This window comes from Gluconobacter japonicus (assembly GCF_002723975.1).
Taxonomy (GTDB): domain Bacteria; phylum Pseudomonadota; class Alphaproteobacteria; order Acetobacterales; family Acetobacteraceae; genus Gluconobacter; species Gluconobacter japonicus.
Map to the genome: position 1 here is coordinate 1 of NZ_BEWO01000003.1, position 21,614 is coordinate 21,614.

The 21,614-nt window shown below is 57.3% G+C and carries 22 protein-coding genes, 1 tRNA gene and 1 other RNA gene; 11 read left to right on the forward strand and 13 right to left on the reverse strand.

Annotation, left to right across the window (positions count from 1 at the left end; all coding sequences use genetic code 11):
* Positions 1-114: 114 nt before the first annotated feature.
* Both GJA01_RS02495 and GJA01_RS02500 read right to left on the reverse strand, forming a co-directional pair.
* Complete coding sequence (locus GJA01_RS02495) at positions 115-1,182, reverse strand: FUSC family protein (protein WP_062502471.1); 1,068 nt, start codon at positions 1,180-1,182, stop codon at positions 115-117.
* Positions 1,183-1,209: 27 nt separating this feature from the next.
* On the reverse strand, positions 1,210-2,745 hold the full coding sequence (locus GJA01_RS02500; protein ID WP_062502469.1) for a Do family serine endopeptidase: 1,536 nt from the start codon (positions 2,743-2,745) through the stop codon (positions 1,210-1,212).
* 126 nt (positions 2,746-2,871) lie between these two features.
* Between GJA01_RS02500 and GJA01_RS02505 the strand changes: the two genes are divergently transcribed.
* From GJA01_RS02505 to GJA01_RS02510, 3 genes are all read left to right on the forward strand, one after another.
* Positions 2,872-4,053 carry an Mrp/NBP35 family ATP-binding protein gene (locus tag GJA01_RS02505; RefSeq protein ID WP_172794437.1) on the forward strand — a complete coding sequence of 394 codons (1,182 nt, stop codon included), beginning with the start codon at positions 2,872-2,874 and terminating at the stop codon, positions 4,051-4,053.
* Complete coding sequence (locus tag GJA01_RS15210; protein WP_164473957.1) at positions 4,050-4,205, forward strand: hypothetical protein; 156 nt, start codon at positions 4,050-4,052, stop codon at positions 4,203-4,205. Before GJA01_RS02505 ends, GJA01_RS15210 begins: the two co-directional genes overlap by 4 nt.
* 72 nt (positions 4,206-4,277) lie before the next feature.
* Positions 4,278-4,352: transfer RNA gene (locus GJA01_RS02510), tRNA-Thr, on the forward strand.
* 230 nt (positions 4,353-4,582) lie between these two features.
* Here GJA01_RS02510 and GJA01_RS02515 read toward each other — a convergent pair.
* Positions 4,583-4,819, reverse strand: a complete 237-nt coding sequence (locus GJA01_RS02515; protein ID WP_062502470.1) for a hypothetical protein — start codon at positions 4,817-4,819, stop codon at positions 4,583-4,585.
* 17 nt (positions 4,820-4,836) lie between these two features.
* A complete protein-coding gene (thyX, locus tag GJA01_RS02520; protein WP_023943548.1) occupies positions 4,837-5,748 on the reverse strand; it encodes an FAD-dependent thymidylate synthase in 912 nt (303 codons plus the stop codon).
* An 83-nt stretch (positions 5,749-5,831) separates the two neighbouring features.
* Here thyX and ssrA point away from each other — a divergent pair.
* From ssrA to GJA01_RS02535, 3 genes are all read left to right on the forward strand, one after another.
* Positions 5,832-6,156, forward strand: a transfer-messenger RNA (tmRNA) gene (ssrA, locus tag GJA01_RS02525).
* A 91-nt stretch (positions 6,157-6,247) separates the two neighbouring features.
* A complete protein-coding gene (locus GJA01_RS02530; protein WP_010504613.1) occupies positions 6,248-6,820 on the forward strand; it encodes an SspB family protein in 573 nt (190 codons plus the stop codon).
* 62 nt (positions 6,821-6,882) lie between these two features.
* Positions 6,883-7,275: a VOC family protein gene (locus GJA01_RS02535; protein WP_010504611.1), complete on the forward strand. Its 393-nt coding sequence runs from the start codon at positions 6,883-6,885 to the stop codon at positions 7,273-7,275.
* A 30-nt stretch (positions 7,276-7,305) separates the two neighbouring features.
* On the opposite strand, the gene GJA01_RS02540 is transcribed toward GJA01_RS02535, so the two are convergent.
* The 3 genes from GJA01_RS02540 to GJA01_RS02550 all read right to left on the reverse strand — a co-directional run bounded on the left by GJA01_RS02540 (position 7,306) and on the right by GJA01_RS02550 (position 9,263).
* Positions 7,306-7,524 carry a hypothetical protein gene (locus GJA01_RS02540; protein ID WP_007283870.1) on the reverse strand — a complete coding sequence of 73 codons (219 nt, stop codon included), beginning with the start codon at positions 7,522-7,524 and terminating at the stop codon, positions 7,306-7,308.
* Between the two features lie 72 nt (positions 7,525-7,596).
* Positions 7,597-8,379: an ABC transporter ATP-binding protein gene (locus GJA01_RS02545; protein WP_062504894.1), complete on the reverse strand. Its 783-nt coding sequence runs from the start codon at positions 8,377-8,379 to the stop codon at positions 7,597-7,599.
* Positions 8,380-8,381: 2 nt separating this feature from the next.
* On the reverse strand, positions 8,382-9,263 hold the full coding sequence (locus GJA01_RS02550; RefSeq protein WP_062504892.1) for an ABC transporter permease: 882 nt from the start codon (positions 9,261-9,263) through the stop codon (positions 8,382-8,384).
* 212 nt (positions 9,264-9,475) lie between these two features.
* Between GJA01_RS02550 and GJA01_RS02555 the strand changes: the two genes are divergently transcribed.
* Genes GJA01_RS02555 through GJA01_RS02565 form a run of 3 tightly spaced genes read left to right on the forward strand, consistent with a single transcriptional unit; the run spans position 9,476 to position 12,067 of the window.
* A complete protein-coding gene (locus tag GJA01_RS02555; RefSeq protein ID WP_062504890.1) occupies positions 9,476-10,852 on the forward strand; it encodes a transglycosylase SLT domain-containing protein in 1,377 nt (458 codons plus the stop codon).
* A gap of 28 nt (positions 10,853-10,880) precedes the next feature.
* Positions 10,881-11,426, forward strand: a complete 546-nt coding sequence (locus tag GJA01_RS02560; protein ID WP_061929549.1) for a peroxiredoxin — start codon at positions 10,881-10,883, stop codon at positions 11,424-11,426.
* A gap of 32 nt (positions 11,427-11,458) precedes the next feature.
* Positions 11,459-12,067, forward strand: a complete 609-nt coding sequence (locus tag GJA01_RS02565; protein ID WP_062504888.1) for a DUF1643 domain-containing protein — start codon at positions 11,459-11,461, stop codon at positions 12,065-12,067.
* Between the two features lie 12 nt (positions 12,068-12,079).
* On the opposite strand, the gene GJA01_RS02570 is transcribed toward GJA01_RS02565, so the two are convergent.
* Positions 12,080-12,727 (reverse strand): POTRA domain-containing protein, encoded by a 648-nt coding sequence (locus GJA01_RS02570; RefSeq protein ID WP_062504886.1) that lies wholly within the window; start codon positions 12,725-12,727, stop codon positions 12,080-12,082.
* Positions 12,728-13,028: 301 nt separating this feature from the next.
* On the opposite strand from GJA01_RS02570, the gene GJA01_RS02575 reads away from it, so the two are divergent.
* Positions 13,029-14,597, forward strand: coding sequence for a carbohydrate porin (locus tag GJA01_RS02575; protein WP_062504885.1), 1,569 nt, complete (start codon positions 13,029-13,031; stop codon positions 14,595-14,597).
* A gap of 173 nt (positions 14,598-14,770) precedes the next feature.
* Positions 14,771-17,011 carry a TonB-dependent receptor gene (locus GJA01_RS02580; RefSeq protein WP_062504883.1) on the forward strand — a complete coding sequence of 747 codons (2,241 nt, stop codon included), beginning with the start codon at positions 14,771-14,773 and terminating at the stop codon, positions 17,009-17,011.
* 82 nt (positions 17,012-17,093) lie between these two features.
* Here GJA01_RS02580 and GJA01_RS02585 read toward each other — a convergent pair whose 3' ends face one another.
* The 5 genes from GJA01_RS02585 to GJA01_RS15220 form a co-directional block, all read right to left on the reverse strand.
* Positions 17,094-18,641, reverse strand: coding sequence for a carbohydrate porin (locus tag GJA01_RS02585; protein ID WP_062504881.1), 1,548 nt, complete (start codon positions 18,639-18,641; stop codon positions 17,094-17,096).
* Positions 18,642-18,833: 192 nt separating this feature from the next.
* Complete coding sequence (locus GJA01_RS02590; RefSeq protein WP_062504879.1) at positions 18,834-20,345, reverse strand: peptide MFS transporter; 1,512 nt, start codon at positions 20,343-20,345, stop codon at positions 18,834-18,836.
* Between the two features lie 34 nt (positions 20,346-20,379).
* On the reverse strand, positions 20,380-20,529 hold the full coding sequence (locus GJA01_RS15215) for a hypothetical protein (RefSeq protein WP_169925623.1): 150 nt from the start codon (positions 20,527-20,529) through the stop codon (positions 20,380-20,382).
* Between the two features lie 2 nt (positions 20,530-20,531).
* On the reverse strand, positions 20,532-21,440 hold the full coding sequence (locus tag GJA01_RS02595; RefSeq protein WP_010504586.1) for a DnaJ C-terminal domain-containing protein: 909 nt from the start codon (positions 21,438-21,440) through the stop codon (positions 20,532-20,534).
* Positions 21,437-21,595 carry a hypothetical protein gene (locus GJA01_RS15220; protein ID WP_169925624.1) on the reverse strand — a complete coding sequence of 53 codons (159 nt, stop codon included), beginning with the start codon at positions 21,593-21,595 and terminating at the stop codon, positions 21,437-21,439. The genes GJA01_RS02595 and GJA01_RS15220 overlap by 4 nt, the downstream gene beginning before the upstream one ends.
* Positions 21,596-21,614 lie beyond the last annotated feature (19 nt).

A 21,614-nucleotide genomic window follows, 5' to 3' on the forward strand; every position in this document is an offset into this window, starting at 1 on the left:
ATTCCTGATGGCCGACCACTGACGGGAATCGGCTTTCCGGGCATAGTGCCACGAGACCCACGAAAAACGCGGGTAATCGTGCCAGGGTTTCGTCACAAGGCGGACAGGAGCCGCTCAGAGACCTTTGGCTGCACCAGCATCATCACGCATGATGACACCAACGGCGCGTTGCAGATCTTCCTTGAACAGGGACATGACAAAGCGCATTTCGGGGCGCGTCTGCTCTTCCAGACGGGGAAGAAGATCAAGGATGTCTTTGTCTTCCGGCTGATGCGGATGACGGTTCTGCTGCCGAACGAGACGTTGTTCACAGCTGTGAGCCAGGGCACGAAGTGCATGGCTGAGACTTTTATAGAGCGGAACAAGACCCGTATTGCCTGCTGCGCGGCCCGTTGCGATTGCACGAGCCACCAGCATTGTATCGTTCAGGAGCCTTCGCATCAACCTTGGGAGGGCAGCCAGTACCGGGTCACGCTTTTCCAGATCGCTGAAACGCTCGCGCCGCGCCTCTTCAACCGCGCCTTCCAGTTCGATCAGCAGGGTCACGCAGGCTTCATTGCGCTTCTCAATTTCCCGCCAGCTTGTTTCCTGATCCAGCGCGCCATCCAGCAATCCATCAAGCCTCCTCAGCAGACGACCCGACGTGTGGAAAGCCTGCTTCCTGGCACTGCTATGCAGGACGACAAAAGACACCACCAGCGAGACCATGACACCAATCAGAATGGCTGTCAGGCGCGTCACCATAGGCAGGAACGGACTGCCCTGACTGGGAAACAGGTACACGATCATGAGCGTAATGCAGGCAAACCGAAGATTCGTCTGCACTGCAGCCAGAAAAGCGAGAGGCGTCAGTACAATCCAGAAGGACAGCCATTGCTGACCCGTCCAGAGTTCCAGCAAAACAGCGATCGTTCCTGCCACAGCGCCCAGTAACGTCCCGGTAATCTGGTCACGCGCGGTGGCCATCGTCTGGGTAATGCTCGACTGAGTGACGATCAGCGCCGTCACCAAAGCCCAGATTGTTTCCTGCAAATGCAGAACAAACCCGACCAGCCATGCCGCAGCGATGGAGACCAGAACCCGGATGGTCTGGCGCGTTGCGGGCCGCATGACCTCGTGCCAGCTCGATCCCCGCGGCGGAACAAGAAGCCACTTCCGCATCAGGCCATTCAAAATTGTCATGGGACGTTCCAGCGCCCGTTCCCGCAATCAGTTCCCGAGAAAAGGCACAGGCACCCAGCGCAGACCATCATCATCCTGAACCAGAAGCAGCACTTCTGTTTTCTTCTGTTCCTGCGCCTGATGAATGGCCTTAGCGAAGGCATCAGGCGTGTCGATCTGATCCTGACCAACCTGCGTAATCACGTTACCGACCGCGATACCCCGCGACGTTGCCGGACTGGACGGCTCAACCCGATCCACCAGAACACCACGCTGATCGTCGGTCAGGGCGTATTGTGTGCGCATTTCGGCATCAATGGATCGAACCGTCAGGCCCAGTTCGCCGAAAGCCGCCTTGGTATGCGCCGGCTGATGCGTGTCAGACGGTGGCATATCCGGCGCATTCGGAGACTGCGCCAGCGTGATCGGCACTGTCTTGGTACTGCCCTTGTGCCAAACCGTCAGTTCCGTCTTCGTGCCCGGCAGAATGGACGCAATGATACGGGGCATGGTCTGACCCGTTACATCCTGATCCCCTACGCGGGTGATGATGTCACCAACCTGAAGCCCTGCCTGCGCTGCCGGGCTTTTCGACCCTACTTCAGAAACCAGCGCCCCCTTGCCCACAGTCCCGTCCGGCTTATGAAAATCCAGATCCTCGGCAATCTCATAGGATACGTTCTGGAATTTCAGTCCCATCCAACCACGGGACACATGCCCGGTCTTCCGCAACTGATAGATGATGCCGCGTGCATCGTCAGCAGGAATGGCGAAACCGATGCCGATAGAATCTCCACCAGCGCCACCATAAATCAGCGTGTTGATGCCGATAACTTCGCCGGAAAGGTTAAAGAGGGGGCCACCTGAGTTCCCTCGATTAATGGCGGCATCAGTCTGGATGTAGTCATCATACAGACCGTGTTCGACATTCCGCCCACGAGAGGAAATGATACCGGCCGTCACGGTGCCGTTCAGACCAAACGGGTTACCAATGGCCACCACCCAGTCACCAATCCGTGCCGCATCGCTATGCCCGAGCGGAACCGCAGGCAGTGGGTGTTTGGGCTTCACTTCCAACACAGCCAGATCGACCTGACTGTCACGCCCGACGATCCGCGCTGGAAGCTCTGTCCCGTCCTGAAGGGTCACGGAAACCTGATCTGCGCCTTCAATGACGTGGTTGTTCGTCACGATGATGCCAGCCGGGTCAAGAATGAAGCCCGATCCCAGCGCCTGCATCCGGCGCGGAGGACGGTTCGGGGCCGGCTTGTGTGTCATGTAATCATGAAAGAACTTCTCCAACGGGGAGCCCGGCGGAAACTGCGGTACCTGCGGCCCTGCCGGACTGCTGGAGTCTGGCCCCTTGTCCTCGTCCTTCCCCGGCTTGAGCACGGCTGATGTAGAGACATTCACAACCGACGGAAGGAGCCGGTTAGCCAGATCCGCAAAGCTCGATGGAACCGAACGTGGCGCCGGAACGGGAGCCGGAGAGGGCTGTGATGTCGTCTGCGCCTGCGCTAACGGGGCGGACAGCACCAGAGAAATGGCGCAGGAAAGGGCAAGGCGGGCGGTCAATCTGCTCATGGTGATACGCTAACGCAGAAGACCCTTCCTCGTCACTATGCCGCAGTTCAGGATGCGATCAGGAGATGCCTGTGCTAGGCTCATCTGCTTTCCTAGACAGGCCGTTTTCCAGAAAAGAGTCTTGGCATGACCGATCATACCCCCCCGACTACCCCTTCCGACACGCCGTCTGTCAGTGCCGAGAAACGCATCTCCGAAATTCTTGGAAGCGAACAGGCCGGGCCGGGATCGAATGTTCTGGCCTTTGCCTCTCTGGAAGGCGTTTCAGTGCGGGACGGGCACGCGCATGTGTCTCTTGCCACGTCGCGCGACAATGTCTCCCGCATGGAACCAATCCGCCATCATGTAGAAGCGGAAATCGCCCGCATTCCCGGCCTGACAGGTGCGACCATCTCCCTGACGGCCCATCGCGCCACGACGCCGCCACCAGCCAATGCTCCGGCAGGCGGTGGGCACCGGCCTTTCAATCTGGGTGGTCAAAGCCGCAACGCATCGAGCCGTCATGCCCCGGAGACGCTTCTGCCAGGTGTAAAAGCCGTTGTTGCCGTAGCCTCTGGCAAGGGGGGCGTCGGAAAATCCACCACAGCCGTCAATCTCGCAGCCGGCCTGGCAAAGCAGGGCATACGCACCGGCCTTCTGGATGCTGACATTTATGGCCCTTCCCTTCCCCGGATGCTGGGCAAGAATGCACGTCCGGAAGTTGTGGACGGGCGTATCCTCCCTATCGAGGCCTGGGGCCTGAAAAGCATGTCCATCGGGTATTTGGTGGATGAACATCAGGCCATGATCTGGCGTGGACCAATGGTCATGGGGGCTCTGACACAGTTTCTGGGAGAAGTGGACTGGGGGGAACTGGATGTCCTCGTCATCGACATGCCGCCGGGAACCGGAGACGCTCAACTGACGCTGGCCCAGAAGCTTGGGGCCAAGATGGCCAAGGGGGGAGCCGTTATTGTCTCCACACCGCAGGATATTGCCCTGCTGGATGCCCGACGCGGCGTCTCCATGTTCGAACGCATGGAAACACCCATTCTCGGTGTCGTTGAGAACATGTCCTATTTCTGCTGCCCGAACTGCAATCATCGGACGGAATTGTTCGGTCACGGTGGCGCGCAGGAAGAAGCAAAACGCCTTGGTGTTCCTTTCCTCGGGGAAATTCCCCTTTTGGCCGATATCCGGGCAAGCGGAGACGATGGCACTCCGATTATCCTCTCCGCCCCTGCCAGCGAAGCGGCACGCGCCTATACAGCCCTCGCCTCCACCATTGCCGCCGCACTTGCCGCATCTGAAGAAAAGGCTTCCTCATGACCCGTATTCTGCTTCTGGGAACAGCGCTGCTCCTCTCAGCCTGCGCCCGCCCCCCTGTCGTCCATCACGGGCTCTCATCTGACGGCTATGGATTCACGAACAACTCGTCCCATCTCCCCCCTCCACCAAGCCTCATGGCACCATCAAAGTGAGAAAATTACAGAAATCGTCTCTCTGACGCTTGACCAAAGGGGCCTCGGCATGGAAAAAGCCGGGCTGTGGATGCCGGGTTAGCACAGTGGTAGTGCAGCGGTTTTGTAAACCGAAGGCCGGGGGTTCAAATCCCTCACCCGGCACCACGATTTTTCCCAGAAAATCAAGACTTTGACGCGATTCTCTTCAGAGAACTACGCGCAATTTGTTATCCACTTTTCCGGGGCAGAACCCTGTGGATAAGTTTGTTGATTAAGAGTCCTGGAATGTGAGTCCGGCAGGTTTCTACATTCGTTCTCAGGGGAATCCGTTCAGAAACAGCGATTCTGGAAAAACAGATCATCCACCGGCTGTAAGACTTACAAAAACCGGCCCTTCAGTCTTCCGCTGTCGGATCTACTTTATAGCAGTGTTCCGTCAGACCATGTTTGCACAGAGCCATGTGCTTATGTGGCGGAACAGGCCAGAAAACATGAATAAAAACCGAAGCGAGCATGAGCAATCCTGCCAGAATCGCCCATGGCCACATCCGCGGTGGCCGGGGGCCGAATCCGGGAACAGGGTCTTCCTGCACAGGGGCAGGATCATTCAGAATTTTATCAAGATCGCTCATGCAGGACGCAACCGTCCTTATGCTTCAGAATCGATGATGGCGTTCATCTCGATCCATTCGCGTTTCGTCAGACCCGACGTCTCCTGCGTGACAGCCTCGCCTGCCAGACGACGACGCAGCACCTTCAGCATCCCTGCCGAGAACGTGAATGCGCCACGACGGTATTCTTCAAAGGCCGCAGCCGTTGCGGGAACCCAGGCATGCAGCAGTTCGATCATTTTTTCAGCATAAACGCGGATTTCGTACTGCGCATGCGGATCGGCGCGCAGGGCCAGGAAGTGCATCAGATTGTGCAGATCAATCTTCCAGTACCACTGCGTATAGGTGTTGAGCGTCAGGTTCATCCGCGCCAACTCGCGGGCCAGACCGGTCTCATCCGGATTCAGCAGGCTCTCGTAATCATCGTAGCACTGACTCGCATCGCGACGCAGAATCTCCAGAACGCGCTCTGCCGTCTCCGGATCAAGAGCCTCGCTCCGTCCCTGTCGATTAGAGGCGCTCTGGGAGGCAACCTGGTCCAGCGCGGGCAGGTAAAACTCACGATCCAGAATGGAATAGCGTGCAGAATATTCGTTCACGCTCGCCATGCGGTGGCGAATCCATTGCCGCGCCACAAACACCGGCAGCTTCACATGAAACTTGATCTCGCACATTTCGAACGGCGTGGAATGGCGATGCCGCATCAGATAACGGATCAGGCCCGCATCCTCGGAAACCTTCTTCGTACCGCGACCATAGGACACGCGGGCAGCCTGAACGACGGCCCCATCATCGCCCATGTAATCGACAACGCGCAGGAACCCATGGTCCAGCACTTCGATGGGCGTGAAAAGGAGTTTCTCCATCGCCGGAACGGTCGGGCGGGAGGTCAGCTGGGGCTCGTTGCGCTGAGCTTCGATCTCAGCGCGCTGTTCGGATGTCAGTGCCATAGGGCGCGGCTCTAGCATGACGAAACATCTCCCGCCACCGCTCGAGACGAGTCCGGCCGCTGTCATCACACGCTTCGTCTTTTCCCCTTGCAGGACGGCAACAGCACTCCTATGTTCAGCAGTGCAAGGGGTTCGTCCCCGGCTATGGCGATAAACGGTAAGTGAAATAAGTGTTGTGGACCCGGGGGCAGTGCCCGGCGTCTCCACCAGAAAAAATCCCTCGCAAAAGGGATCTGTGGGGACGAAACAGGCTCGACGCGCATGGTAAAGACTTATCTTTTGCCCGGCATTGTACCACCGTCATCGGGCTAAACTTACAAGTGCCAACGATAACTCTGAGGTGCTCGCTGTCGCTGCATAAGCGATAAGCGCGGTTCGGGAGGGCACCGGGCAACAGAAGCCCTCCCACCTCAAATTTCCTTTTCTGCAAAACGTCTTGCCATTCAGGCCGGTCTGTCGCATCCCTGAGAGGATTGACTGAAACATCAGGCTTGCGACCATGAGCGACGACGATCACACCGGCCAGGACGGCTTCGAACACGAACTGCCGGAAAGCCTTCTCCCCTATGACGACTGGGTGGAAGACGCCTACCGTGAAGTCATGCTGCGTGCCATTGAGCATGTTGCCGCAGAAGGCCTACCCGGCGCCCACCATTTCTATCTGACATTCCGCACCAACCGCCCGGACGTTATTATTCCGGCTCGCCTGCGGGCACAGTACCCGGAAGAAATGACCATCGTTCTTCAGCACCAGTTCTGGGATCTGGCGCTGGATCGCGACAAGAACATCATTTCCGTCGGCCTGTCCTTTGGGGGCGTTGGCAGCATTCTGGTCATTCCCGTCTCAGCCATCACGGCCTTTGCCGATCCGCATATCCGTATGGCTCTGCGCTTTGTCAGTTCCATGCAGGATGATGAGGACATCGAGATCCCGGAAGACGCCGTCGAGCCTGACGACATTGATCCGGCTCATCATCCGGAAGTCCGGATCGAAGAGCCTCCTGCCGATGAAGAAAAGAAAGAGGCTGAAGTCGTCAGTCTGGCAGCCTTCCGCAAGCGCCCGCCGACCTGAAAACCTTCCGCCCCGGAGGGTTTGCTCCGGGGCCTCTGACGCCGTTCTCGTAAGGGATCATCATGCGCTTTACCGTCGATCGCCTCGATCACATCGTTCTGACCGTCCGTGACAGGACCATCTCGGCGTCCTGGTATCAGCGGGTTCTCGGTATGGATATCGAGGAGTACGGACGGAACAATCGCGTGGCCCTCTGCTTCGGAGGGCAGAAGATCAATCTTCGCCCGGAAAATTCCGAGGGCTGGGAAACGGCAGAGGGCGCGCAGCCGGGCACGTCCGATCTTTGCTTCACCTCGGCGATCGCCAGCGAAGACGTTATCCGCCATCTGGAAAAATGCGGTGTTGTGGTGACGGAAGGCCCTGTGGCGCGTCTGGGAGCTCTCGGCCCCATCACGTCCGTTTATTGCCGGGACCCTGACGGCAATCTGGTGGAAATCGCGTCCTACCAGCGGTAACAGGCAGGGTCTCCCCTGCCCTAAAGGCTGTTACCAGTTCTTGGAAATCAGCCAGAACTCTTCAGACGTCAGCGTGATCTGATTACAGTCCTTCGTCTCGGCAGCGGCCGTAGCAAGGGCTTCAATACGCTCGATCATGATCGTCTTGCGCTGATGCGCTTCGGACTGCTCCTTGACCGTGGAGAGCGTCTGCAGGGCAGACTTGGCGGCCTTGGCAACGCGGGCTGCATCAATTGCGGCATAAGACATGGTCTGTCTCCATGAGGGTGATAAACTCGCCCAAGACTACCGCACCCTTCGGGTCAGACCAAATCGCAGAACTCAGGCCAGAGACGCCTCGTATGCATCCAGAACCGTCTGGGTCGGTCCGTCCATGCGAACCTGCCCCCCCTCCATCCATAGAATCCGTGTGCACCATTTCCTCAGAACCGGAAGGGAATGTGACGTGACGACAAGGATCTCGGCGGCATCCACCATGCCTTCCATCCGGTTCTTCGCCTTGTCCTGAAAACGCTGATCACCGGCCATGAACCATTCGTCCATCAGAAGAATGCTCGGACGAGGCACCGTCGCCAGTGCAAAACCTAATCGGATTCCCATGCCAGACGAGTAAAGCCGAACAGGCAGATCGAAAAACGGTCCCAGTTCGGCAAAAGCCTCAACATCCGCTTCAAGCCCGGCGATATGCTCCTTGGCTACCCCCATCCGACACGCAAACAGATGAAGGTTTTCACGGCCTGTCAGTTCAGGGTTCATGCCGGACTGTGGATCAATCAGGGCATGACTGTCCCCTTCAATGTCCAGCACACCATCGGTCGTTTCATAAATCCCGGCCAGAACGCGAAGCAGCGTGGACTTCCCGGCCCCGTTATGACCGATCAGGCCAACACGCTCACCGCCCTCAATCTGAAACGTCAGACCGGAAAGCGCCTGAACCAGAACAGCATCAGAAGCAGCAGCGCCAAGGCGCATCCGACCGCCCACACTGGCAGGCTTCGTAACGGTCGCTTTTGCGCGCACCAATAGCGTCTTTTTCAGCGATCGCGAGGCGCCATGCAGAACGGGAAATGACAGGGACAGATTTTCAAGACGGATATGGGTCATGCTCAGATCCAGAACACCAGACGCGCCCGGACACGCACGAAAACCCAAATCGCCAGAGCACAGAACACCGCACTCGTTCCAACGGCCACACCCCATACCCCTGCTGACGGAACATGTCCCAGCAGGGGTGCACGAACGATTTCCAGCAAGGCATAGAACGGATTGTAAAGCAGGAACCTGGCCTTGCCCGCGAGTTGCTCCGGCTGCCAGATGACTGGGGTGACGTAAAATACGATCTGCATCAGGGCCCCAACGATCGGCGGAATATCCCTGAAACGTGCACAGAGCGCACCAAGCAGCATTGAGGCCGCGAAACCGTCGATTCCCCACAGCAGCAGCGAAGGAATAGCGAGCAATGCCGATGCGCCCGGCCAGACATGATAGAGGGCAAAAACACCAATCGGCACGATGATGTTATGCCCGAACACGATGGCATTGCGGACCACAACCCGAACAGCCTGAAGCAGGAGAGGCAAACGGCTGGACCGGATCATGCTGTCCGCATCCAGAAAGCTCGTACAGGATTCCTGTACAAGACTGGCCAGACCGGTTTGCCAGAGCGTCAGGGACAGTGCCAGAAACGGCAGATAAACCTTGAGATCCTGATGAAACAGCCGCCCGTACAGAACACCCATGGAAGCTACCATGAGGACGGACGTAATGGTCAGCCAGAAGGGGCCGAGCGCTGACCCGCGATAGCGCAGCTTGATATCCAGCCAACCCAGCATGACACCCAGCCGCCAGAGCTGACGCGTTTCGCAGAAATCATTCCACGCACGCGCGGCAGGACTGCCACGGCGCTGATCGAACTTCATCAGGCCGGAAGCAGGCGTCGACAGACTGTCAACGTGAGGTTCGGTCGGGGCCGGAGACAATGCGCTCATATGGTCCGCCTAACCCATAGACCTTTATCCCGCAAGCTGGCAGCCCCTTGATGGCTCCCTGCAGTTTCCCCATGTAACGATGTGCCATGCTCTTAAGGAGAGAGGGTTCCCGGAAAACGTCCGGTTTTCGTCATTTTTCCTAGTTTTGCCGCAATCCCTGTGTATGCTTTGCAGGTTGCGACAGTTCTTCCCTTGTCAGGTACCCTGCCCCGATGCCCAGCTCCGCCGTGCCGCCCCAGACTACTCCACGTTTCAAGACCGTCCTCCGTTCCGGTCTGGCACTTGGTCTGATTGGCCTGCTCGCGGCGTGCGCTGACACAGCTGACATGAGTTCGACCTCGCGCCTGCCCGTAACGCAGGAAGCTGCAAAATACCGGGCCCACGCCAAGTCATATTACGCCCCTCCAGGCCCACCGGATGATCCATGGGGTCCCTATATTGAAGAGGCCTCCGCACGTTTCGACGTGCCGGGACAGTGGATTCGGGCCGTCATGCAACAGGAATCCGGTGGCCATCTTTTTGATCACAACGGCAACTTCATAACCTCGACGCCCGGCGCCATGGGTCTTCTCCAGTTGATGCCACCAACTTATGACGACATGCGTCAGCAATACGGCCTCGGGGACGACCCTTTCGATCCGCACGACAATATCCTCGCCGGGACAGCCTATCTCCGGCAGATGTACGATATTTATGGCTCTCCCGGATTTCTGGCTGCCTATAACGATGGTCCGGGAAGTCTGGACAGCTACCTCCGCCGGGGACGTCCGTTGCCGCGTGAAACGCGCCGGTATGTTGCTTCCATCGGACCACGGATTGCTGGCATAACGCCTCATAACCGTTCGGCAGCAGATCTTCTGGTCGCCCAGCATGATCCGAACGCCCAGATCCAGATTGCAGAAAACAGTGCTCCGGCCTCTCCGACCAGTCAGGCTGTCAGTGCCGCTTGGTCGCACAAAGATACTGCTGATACGAGCGCGTCTTCTGCCGCTCCCGTAGAAGTTGCCGAAGTTCCAGAGACGCCTATTGCCGTGGCTTCCGCAGCGACACCTGCCGCAGGACCGAGCAGCGTCAGCGCCGCATGGGCAGCACGCGGCATCACCTCCCCCACACCAACGGTTCAGGCAGCAGCCTATCGACCAACCGTTGCAAACAGCATGGATACCGAACTGGCTGACAGTCAGGTGACCGCGCAGGAAATCCCCATCGGGCATCGCCTGAAGCCACAGCCGATCATGGCCATCATGCCTGCCGCCAACCAGCAGCAATATCGCCTGTCGCCAGGTCCCGCGCCCATTGCCCGTCGTGCGGCACCCGTTCAGCAGGATACATCGGGACCGCGCACATGGGCGATTCAGGTCGGCGCGTTCGCCAATGCCAGTCAGGCCAATACAGCCGCCTCTCAGGCACACAGCCGCGCCGGTGCCGCCGTTGCTTCTGCACGAACACAGGTTGCCAGCGTCAAAACAGGCAAGGGCCATCTGTATCGCGCACGTTTGACCGGTCTGACGCATGAAAGTGCTCTTGCAGCCTGCCAGCATCTGCCGCACGGTTCACCCTGTGTCGTGGTCCCCCCCGGCACATTCTGACACTCATTCAGGAAACAGAACTGACCCTATGCGCCTTCTGCTGCCAATCTCCGCTTTCTGCGCCCTCGCTTCGATTGGCACTCTTGCCTCCCCGGCCCATGCCGCACTGGAAACCGGAGCCCACGCTCCTGATTTCACGGCTCAGGCCAGCATGGGAGGACATCAGTTCAGCTATCATCTTGCCGATGCCCTGAAGACAGGCCCGGTTGTCCTGTATTTCTATCCTGCAGCCTTCACCAAGGGATGCACGATCGAGGCCCATGATTTCGCGGAGGCCATTCCGCAGTTCAAGGAAATGGGCGCAACCGTTATTGGCATCTCCATGGATCCGATCGACAAGCTGACAAAATTCTCTGTCAGCGAATGCCGCAGCGCCTTTCCTGTTGCAGCAGATCCAAACGGAACCGTAACGAACTCCTATAAGGCCAAGATGCCCGCAAAACATCTGGCCAGCCGCACGTCCTATGTGATTGCTCCGGACGGGCATATCGTTCTGTCCTATGCCTCCATGTCACCGGATGAACATGTCGAACGGGCACTGGCTGCCGTGAAAGCCCTTAAAGCCGGCCACTAACGCCGTCACACCATCCTCCGGATTTCCCTGCCATGTCCCGTTCTTCCCACCCCGCTCCTGAAAAGGAGCTGGCTGGTTTTGCCGACCTGTTTGGTCAACATCATGTTGGGCATGCACGCCCCCTTCGCCTGTCAGAAGACGTGCGCAGCACAGCCCTCTATGCAGGTCCCGGCGACTGCTACCGTTACACACTTGAGCGCGTGTGGGACGACAGCAAACCGATGATTATGTGGCTGATGATGAACCCATCTGTCGCCACAGAGATCGGAGACGACCGAACGGTCGCCAAATGCCAGCGCTACGCTCGTGCATGGGGGTATGGCGGCATTTTTGTTGGCAACAGTTTTGCCTATCGCTGTACGGATCAGAAACGCCTTCTGGAAGTTGAAGATCCGATCGGGCCAGACAATGACACCCATCTTCTGGCCATGGCGAAAAAAGCAGATCTGGTCGTTCTAGCCTATGGGGCCCCACAGGCCAAAGCCCTCAGGCCCCGTGGAACCGAAGTGGCCCGAATGCTGGGCCATCATGGCATCAAAGTCACTGCGCTACGGCTTAGCAAGAGCGGCAGACCGGAGCATCCGCTCTACCTGCCTTCTGTTCTAACCCCACAGCCACTCGACCCAGAAACCCTGTCCTGACACGAAGCCTGGTCAGTACGGGGTCCTCTCTCCCTCACGTTCCTTGATCTGCCAGACCAGAACCAAATGGTTGTCATGATTGGGGTAGACAACCTGAGGCTGGATTTCAGCACCCAGCTTCTTCTCCTGATAAACCTTCTGGATCGCCACTTCGTCAGCAGCCAGCGTCTCGTCTGAGATAGTCGCACCTTCCTGCAGATGCGTTGCCGCCGCCAAAGCCGGTGTTGGAACGCTGCTGTTTCCGTCAAAGGCGACCTTGTCGAGAATGAGTTTTCGCGCCTCGCGATTACGTGGAACTTCCTCTCGAAGAACAAGCTTTACGTCCACCTTGTCAGCGGAAATGTGCATCTGTTCGCCAAGATCCGTCCCTATGCCCCGGGACTGATACAGATCTGCCACACGCTTTTGCGCCGCAGAAAGCTGAGCACGGGTCACACTCTGACCAGACTGGTAACCGAACGTCTTCAGAATATCCTCTGATGGAACACTCTTATTGCCCTGCACAGAAACCGTTCCAAGCTGCAAAGGAGCGTCCATTGCGGGAACAGGAGGCGGAGCCGGTGGTGTAGCCGTATCGGCCGCAGCCGATCCCACCAATAATATCGCTCCCAGGCCAAGCCCTGAAGCTGCCTGTTTCAGCATGGAACGAGAAAACATCATGCTGCCTCCTGTGTCTTGAAAAAAATAAGAGACCCTCCTTTACGCTATAGAAACCCCGAGGTTGCCAATTATTCAGACCCGACAAGTCTCCATCCACACAACGTCACAATCCAACAGATCCCATCATCCCAACCCGGCTTAATCTCTTCGACGCATTGACACTGGGGGGACCGTTCTGCGACACACCATGTCTCCCTCCCTAAATTGGAATTCATTTTCTTCGTCCCATCACGGGAACAACAACGAAGAAAACATGTTTTCCACCCCACCATCATCAGACAGAAGAGAGACCTGCTGCCTCATGGTCGTGCTGCCTATTTCCGCTCGCGTTCCTCGTTCCGGATCTTTTCGTTCGGCCTTGCTCGGCGTCCTGTCCGCCACGACACTGGCCTTCCTGCCCGGACACGCCTTCGGACAGGCGGCCTCTCCTTCCGGATCTACACCCACAGCAGGCCCTTCTGCGGAACCGTCTGCCGGCAACAGCAAATCCGAACTCACACCTCACCCCATGGACACAGGCCGCCGCGTTCCTCTTTTGCAGAAAAACATGCGTGGCGTTCGCAGCGCAGGAGCCTCCGACGACATCGCAGACCCTGGGTCCTTCTTTGCAGCACCCATGGGATCACAGCATTTCTTTGGAGACTGGGGTGGCATCCAGCCCTGGTTGGTGGATCACGGCATTCACCTTCTCGCTTCCATCAACGAAGAATTCGCCGGAAACATCACCGGTGGAAAGCAGCGTGCCTATTCAGATACGGGTCAGGTCGGCGTTGAACTGGACGTCGACTGGAACAAGCTGGCCGGTATTCCGAATTTCTGGACCCACACCCTGATCGTCAACGGTCACGGTCAGAACGTGTCGCGCATGTTCGGGGATTCCATCGCGCCCGTTCAGGAGATTTACGGTGCCCGCGGGAACGTGGTTGCCCATCTGGTCTCGATGTATGGCGAGACGTCCTTTTACCATAACCGCATCGACATCAGCGCTGGCTGGATTCCTGTAGGCTCCTTCTTTGCAGCGTCTCCCCTGTTCTGCGACTTCATGAACGTGGCGGTATGCGGCAACCCGGCACCAAACAAATATACAGAAGGCAACCGTGACTGGCCGTCCGGTAACCTGGCAGCCATCGTTCGTGTCATGCCAACCGTCGATACCTACATCATGGGCGGTCTGTTTGCGGTCAGCCCTCATGCCTATAACGGCGGCATCTCGGGTTGGTCGTGGGCCCAATCCGGGTTGGGCAAGTTCTCAACACCCATTGAAATTGGATGGGTGCCACATTTTGGGAAAAACCGCCTCGTCGGCCACTACGAACTTGGTTATTCCTACGACAACTCACGTTATCCCAACCTGTATGAAGACATTCACGGCAACTCCTGGCAGCAGACCGGCCTGCCTCGCCGCTACGAAGCCGGCCGAAACAGTGCATGGCTCATCATGGACCAGATGCTTATGCGCAATGGCCCGGGCGATACCAATGGTCTGATCCTCATGGCAGGCGCCATGTATAGTGACGGCCAGACGGTTTCCATGCGTGATCACACATGGGTCGGAATGCTGGATACAGGCAAAGCGTGGGGACGACCGCTCGATACGGTTGGCGCCATGTGGCAGCACTTCGACATGAGTACGACCGCCGCCCTCCAGCAGGAATCTTCCAAAAACCTCAATCTTCCTTATCAGGATACACAATGGGGCGCGGTCTATGGTCCGCAGAGCCATGAGAACGTGTACGAACTGTTCTACAGCGCGCATGTTGCCCGTGCGATGGCGATCCAGCCGGACTTTCAGTACATCCAGCGCCCAAGTGCCACGACGACATTCCATGATGCGGCGGTCCTGGGGGTCCAGTTCACAGTCGTGCTCTGACGCAGCCCACCTTGCCTCTGACGACATAGCGAAGCCTCTTTCGGGCTTCGCTTGTGTCATGACCCAAAAGCCACGCTGTGCCCAAAATCATATTACGTTACATCAATCTATTTGAGATTAATTCTCATTCCCGTATGTAGCACTCACCTTCTCCTCCTCTCGAGGCTTTCATCGTGCGCGTACATCCGATCTTCCACACCAGACCTGCCCGATCCCGTAGCCGCCTGGCCTGCATCCTCCTCGCCGGCACCACCTTCCCTATCCTTGCGACAGCCGCGACCAGCTCTTCCGTTGCATCGCAGCAGGCTACCCAGAACACAGCCCCCATTTCAAAAACGTCGACTCCGAATGACGAAGAAATCGTCGTTAGGGCAAAGCGCCGGAACCAGATGGAAGTCACAAGCGGTGGTCAGCTTGGTGTTCTGGGAAACAAGAAAGGCCTGGACGTGCCTTTCAACATCCGCAGCTATTCTTCCAGCATGATCCTGAACCAGCAGTCCCAGACGCTCGGACAGGTTCTGGAAAACGATCCCTCTGTCCGCACCACGTATGGATACGGCAATTTCTCGGAGATGTTCGTCATTCGTGGCTTCGCCGTGAACGGAGACGACGTCGCCATCAACGGCCTGTACGGCATCACCCCCCGCCAGCTCGTCTCTCCACAGCTTTATGACAGCGTGCAGGTTCTCAATGGAGCCAGCGCATTTCTGAACGGGGCTGCACCGGGCGGGTCAGCCATCGGCGGCAACATCAACCTCATGTTCAAACACGCCACGGATGCTCCGATTACGCGCCTGAGCGCAGGGTATACCAGCAGCGCCATGGGAGACGGCAGCATCGACGTCGGGCGGCGCTTCGGAACGGAAAAACAATTTGGTGTCCGGCTGAATGTCGCAGGACAATCGGGCGAAGATTCCATCAATAACGAATATCGCCATTCGACGGCTCTGGGTGCAGATTTTGACTGGCACAGCCGGGATAACAGCACCCGTATCTCAATGGACATGAATTATCAGAACCAGGGCGTCGATGGCGGCAGACCCGCAATCTTCCTGGGTAGCGCAGTCACATCCGTGCCGCGTGCCGTTTCGCCATCCCATAATTACGGGCAAAAATGGGCTTATAACGATCTGAACTACATTTTCGGGATGCTCAATATCGAGCACGACCTCTCGAAAAATGTCACGCTATACGGCGCATTTGGTGCCCTTCACGGCGATGAAAAAGGCAACTACTCCACCCCGACCATCACCAATCCCACGACAGGCGACGGAACAGCCGGAGCCATGTATGTGCCGTATTCCCAGGCAAACGAAAGCACGCGCGCAGGCGTTCGCGCGCATTTCCGCACAGGCTTCATCAAACATGAAGTCAACGCCGGTGGATCGGCCCTTTGGGAAGATACCGGTGCAGCTTATGCGATGTCCCTGACCCCTCTCACCACCAATCTTTACAACACGCCGCAGAAAGCCGCCCCCGCTGAGACATTTGTTGGCGGCGTACTGGATAACCCACAGACAACAAGCTGGACACGGCTTTACAGCCTGTTCTTTTCAGACACGATGACGTTTCTGAACGGTCGCGTCGCGCTGACCGGTGGGTTCCGCTACCAGAACATGCTGATCAACGGATACGCCTATAGCAAGACCGGGCGCGGCGCACAGTCCAGTCATTACGACCAGGACGCCATCACACCGGTTGTGGGGCTGGTCATCCATCCAACGCGCCAGACATCCGTGTACTTCAACCGGATCGAAGGTCTGGCCAAAGGCGCGGTGGCCTCAGGAAATGTCATCAATCTTGGCGAAGTCTTTCCGCCTTACAAATCCACCCAGTACGAAATCGGTGCGAAATACGACATCGGACGGTTCAGTGCAGGTCTGGCCTTCTATCAAATCGCTCAGCCCAATGCATATTCTGAAGCGCTGGGAACAACCGGAAACTACATCTATCGTGTCAACGGCCTCCAGCGAAACCGCGGTATGGAACTGACCGTCAACGGCCAGATCCTTCCCGGACTACGCTTCAATGGTGGCGGCACTCTCATTCAGGCCGCTCTACGCCGCACAGCCGGCGGGACTTATAATGGCAACACGGCGATCGGCGTGCCCCACTACACGATCAACGGCAATCTGGAATATGACCTGCCCTTCCTGAAAGGTGCAACGGTGGTCGGGCGCGTCGTCAACACGGGCAAGCAATGGGTCAACCAGGCCAACACCCTTCATATTCCGGTCTGGACACGCTTTGATCTGGGCGCACGCTACACGTTCACAACCTATCACAAGCCCGTCACGCTGCGCTTCGGCATCGATAACATCGCCAATACCCGTTACTGGTCTTCAGCGTTCAACGGCTATCTGCTTCAGGGCCTCCCTCGGACGTTCAAGTTCTCTTTCACAACCGATCTCTGATTTCCCATCAGAGATCAGGCACAAAAAAAAACGCCCCCCCATGATGAGGGGCGCGTTTTTCATATCTGCTCCGAGCCGAAATTTAGAACGTAATACCTGTCTCGAAATCCATCAGCAGCGCATTCTTGTACCGGTTGGTACCACCCGGATGCATGATGTACTGCGCACCAGGCCGGATCACGAGCCACGGGGTCGGGCGCCAGCCGTAGTTCAGTTCGATGGCATGTTCTTCAGAAGGCTTATACAGCCCTGTTGCCCCCGCCGCCTGCATCTGGCGCGCCCAGATGGTCAGCTTCGGGTTCACCCACAGCATTTTCATGCCAAGGCTGATCGTGTCGTTCGGGCGGTCCTTGAAGGTGCCTTTGCGCGTGATGCCCCATGTGATGAAGTAAGGCGCAATTGCCGTACGCGGATCACCCCAGGTGAAAGAGCCGAAGAACGATGTTCCACGGTTCGGATCCGCCTTGTCACGCTCCAGCATCCGGTCAAACTGGAACCAGCCACCAAACCGACCACGCACCTGCTGGACTGGCGCCGAAATCAGATATTCCGTCGGAACGCCGAATGTTCCAAGCTGACCGTAAACATTCTTGACCTGAGAAGAATCCCAGTAGCCGCCAATCTTGATATTGGTCTGAAGCGGGCCGCTGTAATCATCCTTGCCGCCCTGATGCCAGCCAAGCTGGAACGGAACGTACGTGCCCGTTGCGCCATGAAGGTTCATCTTCCAGCCGTTATGCGTATTGGCAATCGTCGGATCGACCGAATACGCACCAAACTGAATCAGATAATGATTGTTCCCGGCGGGGTAGAACTTCACCCACGCACCCGGATGCGCCGTCGGGTAATATCCATAACCCGAGTTCATCGCGACAGACTGCGGCATACCGCAGATGGCGTTGGACTCGAACTGGCAGTACTGGCTCATGCCCCAGTACATGGAGGACTGTTCGAAATCGTTCTCGGTATTGATTTCACCGACTTCCGTGGAGACATACCGGTTCCACGGCATTTCCCATGACAGACGGGTCAGGCGGACGGTTTCACCCGATCCAAAGATCTGCTGAGGGCTATCCAGCGCCGGGAGCTTGGCGCCAATACCCAGACCCTGTCGGGCCGTACTCAGGAAGTGGAAGAGACCAAGGTTCCAGCCAGTCAGCCGCTTCAGATCAAGGTCAATATTCAGGCCAAACTCATCCGCATACCTAACGGTCTTGGCCTTGCCCCCCATAGGGTTGCCAGCGCTGTCCTGCAGGAAGTGCCCGCCGATATTGATACCTTTTTCCGTCAGCCAGGTCCGATAGCCGCCCCAGTCCCCTGTCATGGTGCTCTGGGTCAACCAATCGTGGAAACTGGCAGGGAAGAAACGGTTTTCCGTCGTATCAGAAGGCTGCACACCCGCCAGATGTGAGGGCGTCGGCGCGGGCTTGACCAGCAGAGGGCTGGGCTGGATGGATTTCGTGCGCAGAACCGGATGACCCGCACTGTTATGGGCGCGAGGCTGCTCTGCCGATCCTTGAGAAGATGCAGAAGCCGTTTCGGCGTATGCAATCTGGAATGTGGACAGAGCCGTACTCAAAAGACAGGCCGTCCCCAGAGCCTTCGTCAAACCGCTTCTATACCTCTGCATTTCTTTTCGCGTGTCCCTCTCGCGTGGCCTGTAGCTGGAAAATCGTGAACGACTGTCCAATACAGGCCGATACCGGTCCGGAATAGAGAGAGGAAGACGCTTGTTTTCCTAATCGGCACCCTCGGGAGATTTAAGACAAATGATGTCCAATCATTTTCCTAGGTTTTCTCCCGAATTACAAAAGTTTCACGTTCAAGAAATCGTGGAAAGTTTCTTGTTCACAGTTATGTGTTGTCGATCCCAACGCCGCGTCAAAGGCTCGATACAGGCCAGAATCACGACAATCGCAACGGCAATTTCACAAAGCGTCCGGAACAAACCCGCATAAAGAACATTGCCAGCAGATGTCGCCACATCGGCCGGCATGGCAGCCTCATTCGCAATAACGCTGCCCACATACATGGCAATGCCCCAAAGCAGGTAAAGGCCGCCCATCATGAAACCACCAAGCCTTGCCGGAGCGTAACGGGCGATAATGGCCAGCCCCAGACCATTGGTCAGCAATTCCGCAAAGGACAGCAGCCCGTAGCCCACAACCATGATCCATGGAGAAACAAGGCCCGTCGTTGCCGCCGTTGCAAACCACCAGACACCAAAGGCCAGTGCGACCATCGCATATCCGATCAACATCTTGCGGGCGATAGACAGATCCCGGCCCTGTGCACCGAAGCGATTGTACACGGTGGCCAGTATCGGGCTGAGCGCCATGATCCAGAGCGAGTTGAGAGCCTGGAACTGTCCGGCAGACATGTGCAGGATCGTGACGCCAGCAATTTTGAAATCACCGGACACATCCCGCAAGGCATAGAGCGTGAGAGACGTAATCATCTGCTGATAATAAATCAGATAGATCGTCCCCTGCAGGGAAAGCAGATAGGTCAGTTTCAGACCGGGCCGCTCTTCTGCTGGCGCGCGGCCATACAACACCGCCCAGATAACGGCCAGACCAACCCCTGCAACAATCACGCAAATTCTTGCAAGACCATCGCTGCTCAGAATCCACGCATTGAAAAGCGTCAGCAGCAGCAATCCCAGCCCCACCAGCCCAAAACGACTGAGTGGGATACCTTTCTGCTCGATCGGACTGGCCGTATAATCCAGCCAGTTGGACCGCCACAGATAATAGAGCAACCCGACAACAAGCCCTCCGGAGCATGTGGCAAAGGCAACTGGCGCCCCATAATGGACCTGTAACCACGGCGTCAGCAACATCGAAACGGTCGAGCCGACATTTACGGACATGTAGTAGAGCGTAAATGCAGCATCCAGCGCCGCATCATCCCCTTCATAAATCCGCCTGACCAGATTACCCGCATTGGGCTTGAACAAACCATTCCCCGTAGAAATCAGGGCCATAGCCAGCAACAGAAGAGTCGTGGAATTCAGGGACGCTGCAAGACAGGCATAACCAAGGGCCAGCGACACGGTCCCCATGACGACGGTCCGCCGCGTTCCCAGAACACGGTCTCCCAGAACGCCACCCAATGCTGGCGTGATATATGTCAGAGCGGAAAAAGCGCCCATCATCAGATTGGCCGCTGTGTCTGCCATCCGAAGCTGTTGCACCATGAACAGCGTCAGAACGGCCTGCATCCCGTAATAGCCGAACCGTTCCCACAGCTCGATTGCCAGTACGACAGTAAAGGCCCGGCGGCGTTGCGCCCCGGTATCCTGAACAGCGGGAGAAGAAGAAAAGGACGCCATGAAATACCCGTCAAAAGCAAAGACGGGCCTTACTTTAGGGCAAATGCCACTCCCCGGCGAGGATGAGCGCATGCGCTCCCATGATGCTTAGAGCCACGACAAAAATAATCGCGAAAATACCGCCAATGATCTGCCGCCATGGCCAGTCTGGCAGACGCGCTTTCGCGCGCCGGACCATGCCCATTTTCAGACCTCCTGAGCAGCAAAAAAGGCTTCAAGCTCAGGCGAGACAGTCCCGATATGCACCTGAAGGGTCACGAACAGATCACCTGCCGGATGCTTCTTGTCTGCACCAACGCCACGCCCCGCCAGCCGGAGAACCTTCCCGCTGTCAGAATGCTTGGGCACCTTGACCGCAACATCCCCCTTCGGCGTCGACACCGTCACCTTACCGCCCAGAACCGCTGTTCGCAGGTCCACATTCTGGGTGATGCGCAGATTACGCCCGTCGCGGGTGTAACGCTTGTCAGGTGTGACACTGATGGTCAAAAGCGCATCGCCCGGAACACCCGGCTGTCCATCCATCCCCGGACGACCGGGAGCTCCCTTGCCACGAACACGCAAGGTCTGGCCGTCTTCCACTCCGGGAGGCACTCGCACTTCCGTATGCCCTCCTTCTCCCAAAGCAAGATCAAGAGATGTGCCCAGAACAGCCTGTTCAAAACTGATGGTTACGGAAAACCGCCGATCCGATCCTTTTGAGGCCCGCCGTCCGGCAGCGCCACCGGGACGAAAATCCCCACTGAAGCCACCGCCCCCGAACATATCGGAGAAGAACGACCCTAGGTCTTCCTGACTGAAATTGCCCTGGAACCCATGCGCGCCGCCGCCCGGCCCACCACCGAACCCTGCGCCACCAAATGGCCCGCGTTCCTGCCCCTCGGCATCAATCTCGCCACGGTCAAAGCGCTCGCGCTTTTCCTTGTCTCCGATGATGTTATAGGCCTGCCCGACAGCCTTGAACTTTTCCTCGGCATCCTTGCTGTCAGGATTGTGGTCAGGGTGATACTGCTTGGCCAGCTTCCGGTACGCGCTGCGGATTTCCTTGTCCGTCGCTGTCTTGGCAACACCGAGAACCGAATAAGGGTCTTTCATCTCACCTCCGCATCATCTGCCGGACCATCATCCAGCAGGTCAATCAGGACTGCGATCACAACGTTACGCGCAAAACCCGCCTTAACGCCGTCTGCAATCAGGCTTTCCAACCTGGGGCTGAGGTAGTCCTCAGCCGGATGTCCATCCTGTGCCATATATACTGTTCCTCCGTTA

Coding starts and splice junctions, on each gene's coding strand:
- GJA01_RS02545 (WP_062504894.1), bottom strand. CDS start 8,379: ATGACCCATATCCGTCTTGAAAATCTGTCCCTGTCATTTCCCGTTCTG.
- GJA01_RS02535 (WP_010504611.1), top strand. CDS start 6,883: ATGCGCTTTACCGTCGATCGCCTCGATCACATCGTTCTGACCGTCCGT.
- GJA01_RS02565 (WP_062504888.1), top strand. CDS start 11,459: ATGTCCCGTTCTTCCCACCCCGCTCCTGAAAAGGAGCTGGCTGGTTTT.
- GJA01_RS02590 (WP_062504879.1), bottom strand. CDS start 20,345: ATGGCGTCCTTTTCTTCTTCTCCCGCTGTTCAGGATACCGGGGCGCAA.
- GJA01_RS02570 (WP_062504886.1), bottom strand. CDS start 12,727: ATGATGTTTTCTCGTTCCATGCTGAAACAGGCAGCTTCAGGGCTTGGC.
- GJA01_RS02585 (WP_062504881.1), bottom strand. CDS start 18,641: ATGCAGAGGTATAGAAGCGGTTTGACGAAGGCTCTGGGGACGGCCTGT.
- GJA01_RS02495 (WP_062502471.1), bottom strand. CDS start 1,182: ATGACAATTTTGAATGGCCTGATGCGGAAGTGGCTTCTTGTTCCGCCG.
- GJA01_RS15220 (WP_169925624.1), bottom strand. CDS start 21,595: ATGGCACAGGATGGACATCCGGCTGAGGACTACCTCAGCCCCAGGTTG.
- GJA01_RS02505 (WP_172794437.1), top strand. CDS start 2,872: ATGACCGATCATACCCCCCCGACTACCCCTTCCGACACGCCGTCTGTC.
- GJA01_RS02500 (WP_062502469.1), bottom strand. CDS start 2,745: ATGAGCAGATTGACCGCCCGCCTTGCCCTTTCCTGCGCCATTTCTCTG.
- GJA01_RS15210 (WP_164473957.1), top strand. CDS start 4,050: ATGACCCGTATTCTGCTTCTGGGAACAGCGCTGCTCCTCTCAGCCTGC.
- GJA01_RS02595 (WP_010504586.1), bottom strand. CDS start 21,440: ATGAAAGACCCTTATTCGGTTCTCGGTGTTGCCAAGACAGCGACGGAC.
- GJA01_RS02515 (WP_062502470.1), bottom strand. CDS start 4,819: ATGAGCGATCTTGATAAAATTCTGAATGATCCTGCCCCTGTGCAGGAA.
- thyX (WP_023943548.1), bottom strand. CDS start 5,748: ATGGCACTGACATCCGAACAGCGCGCTGAGATCGAAGCTCAGCGCAAC.
- GJA01_RS02550 (WP_062504892.1), bottom strand. CDS start 9,263: ATGAGCGCATTGTCTCCGGCCCCGACCGAACCTCACGTTGACAGTCTG.
- GJA01_RS02530 (WP_010504613.1), top strand. CDS start 6,248: ATGAGCGACGACGATCACACCGGCCAGGACGGCTTCGAACACGAACTG.
- GJA01_RS02560 (WP_061929549.1), top strand. CDS start 10,881: ATGCGCCTTCTGCTGCCAATCTCCGCTTTCTGCGCCCTCGCTTCGATT.
- GJA01_RS02575 (WP_062504885.1), top strand. CDS start 13,029: ATGGTCGTGCTGCCTATTTCCGCTCGCGTTCCTCGTTCCGGATCTTTT.
- GJA01_RS15215 (WP_169925623.1), bottom strand. CDS start 20,529: ATGGGCATGGTCCGGCGCGCGAAAGCGCGTCTGCCAGACTGGCCATGG.
- GJA01_RS02555 (WP_062504890.1), top strand. CDS start 9,476: ATGCCCAGCTCCGCCGTGCCGCCCCAGACTACTCCACGTTTCAAGACC.
- GJA01_RS02540 (WP_007283870.1), bottom strand. CDS start 7,524: ATGTCTTATGCCGCAATTGATGCAGCCCGCGTTGCCAAGGCCGCCAAG.